2 protein-coding genes are annotated in these 2,318 nt (G+C 70.5%); one reads left to right on the plus strand and one right to left on the minus strand.

Annotated features, from left to right (window positions below; all coding sequences use genetic code 11):
- A partial coding sequence (locus AC2VOR_RS16575) for an alpha/beta hydrolase (RefSeq protein WP_486964142.1) occupies positions 1 to 1,054 on the plus strand: 1,054 nt, incomplete at its 5' end.
- Here the strand turns inward: AC2VOR_RS16575 and AC2VOR_RS16580 are convergent.
- The coding region (locus AC2VOR_RS16580; RefSeq protein ID WP_486964143.1) for an ABC transporter family substrate-binding protein at positions 1,041 to 2,318 on the minus strand (1,278 nt) is incomplete at its 5' end. The genes AC2VOR_RS16575 and AC2VOR_RS16580 overlap by 14 nt on opposite strands.

Genomic DNA, 2,318 nt, shown 5'->3' on the forward strand with positions numbered 1-2,318 from the left:
GGGCTTCCGGCGGCGCGCCGCCGCGGCCGGCCTCGACGTCATCATGATCGAGCACCGCGGGGTGGGCATGTCGCGCCACGACGACTCCGGCGCCGACCTCCCGCCCGAGGCGATTACCGTCGAGGAGGTCGTCGACGACGTCGCCGCCGTGCTCGAGGACGCTCACGTCGACTCGGCGGTCCTCTACGGGACCTCCTACGGCACCTACATCGCGGCCGGGGTCGGCGTCCGCCACCCCGGCCGGGTGCGGTCGATGATCCTGGATTCGCCGCTGCTGTCGCGCCACGACATCGCGATGGTTCGCGACGCGGTGCGCGGGCTGTTGCTTGCCGGCGACGGCCCGGAGTCCGCCGCGCTGGCGCCGAAGATGCGCAAGCTCGTCGACGCCGGGGTGATGACCGCGTCCGCCGGAGAGCTGGCCGCCTGGATGTACGGCTACGGCGGCCCCGCCCTGCTCGACCGCCAGCTCAACCTGTTGCTGGACGGGCGAACGCTGCTGTGGCACACACTGTCCCGCTCCACCAAGATACTCAACCGCAAGGTGCCGTACCGTTTCGAGGCCGATCTGGTCAGCCGCATCGCGTTCCGTGAACTCGACTACGCCGCCGAGCCCGACGGGCTGCCCCTCGACCCGGCCGTAGCGCTACGCGAAACACTTTCCCCGACAGCGGCTTTCGAAGCCGAACCATTCGACCTGGCGGCCGAGATGCCGAAGTTCGACTGGCCCACGGTTCTGCTTTCCGGTGGCCGCGACCTGGTCACACCGCCGGCGGTGGCCCGCCGGATCGCGTCGCTGATCCCCGGTGCCGTGTTGCTGACGCTGCCCACGATGGCGCACAGCGCACTGGACTTTCGCGAGCCCGCGGCCCTGGCCGTCATCGCCGCGGTGTGGGACGGTGCGCCATCCAGGCTGGTCGGCCAGGGCGCGCGGCTGGACGCGCTCCCGCCGCGCACCGGGGTGCGGCTGCTGTGGAAGGCGCTCGACGCGGCCGCGGCCGTGGAGGGCGCGCTGCCGTATCCGGCGCCGCTGCGCCGCCGGCTCAGGACCGCATGAAACCGATTGCAGTGTAATCCAGGTCGGCCAGCCCCGCCGCGCCGAAATTGGCCAGGGTGCTGCGCACCGCCACGTCGCCCGGGGACTGGGTCAACGGCAGGCTGAATCCCTCGGCCCAGATGAGCCTGTCGAGGTCGTTGGCCAGCGCCCGCGCCTTGGCGGGCTCGAGTTCTTCGAGCGTGCGCTCGATCGCGGCGTCGATCTGCGGGCTCCCGATCTTGCCGAAGTTGCTCGCCCCGTCGGACTGGTAGATCTGGGTCAGCGACGACAGGGGGAACGCGTCGCCGAGCCAGCCGAACTGCGCGATGTCGAAGTCCCCGACGTTGACGTAGTTGCTGAAGAAGCCGCTGCCGGAGCGGGCCACCAGGTCGAGCTTGACCCCGATCTGGGCCAGGCTGTGCTGGGCGATCTGGGCAAACGCCCGCGAACCCTGCGCGTCGTAGAACAGGTCGCGGATCACCAGCGGGTGGCCGTCCTTCTCGCGGAACTGGCCGTTGAGCTTCCAGCCCAGCGCGTCGAGTTCCCGGCGCGCCGCGGCCGGGTCGTAGGGGACGATGGCGCTGTTGTCCTGGTAGCCCTCCTGGCCCGCGACGTAGATGTGATTGCCCAGTGCCACCGGGTCGGTGGTGAGTCCGTACTGGACGACCTTGGCGATGGTCTGCCGGTCGATGCCCTTGGACACCGCCAGCCGCAGCGCCTTGTCGGCCAGGATCGATCCGCGAGCGCCGTTGAAGGTGAAGTGCGACCAGCTCGGGGCGGGTGCACGACGGATCGAGATGCCCTTGGTGTGCTGCGCGATCGCCAGCTGGTCCACCGTCCCGATGCCGGTGGCGTCGATCGTGTTGTTCTGCAGGGCGGGCAACCGCGCGGCGTCGTCGAGCACCAGATAGGTGATGGCGTCCAGCCGTGGCCGCGGCCCCCACCATTTGGGGTTGCGGGTCAACACGATTCGCTGCGTGGTCCGGTCCAGGACCGAGACGATGAACGGGCCCGCCGACGGGCCGGGTCCGGACAGCTGCCCCTTGTTGAAGGACTCGGGTGTGGCGGTCATGCTGGCGGGCAGCAGCATGCCGTTGCCGGCGAACATGCCGCGCCACTCGGCGTAGGGCTTGGCGAAGGTCATGATCGCCTGTCGGTCGTCCACCCCGCGGGTCACCGAGGCGACACGGTCCGCGCCGCTGGGCCCGGCGATCTCGAACGCCTTGTCGGCGCCGGACAGGGCGTGGATCTGGCTGGCGATGTCGCGCCAGGTGACCGGTGTGCC

The organism is Mycobacterium sp. TH-M103, from assembly GCF_057473785.1.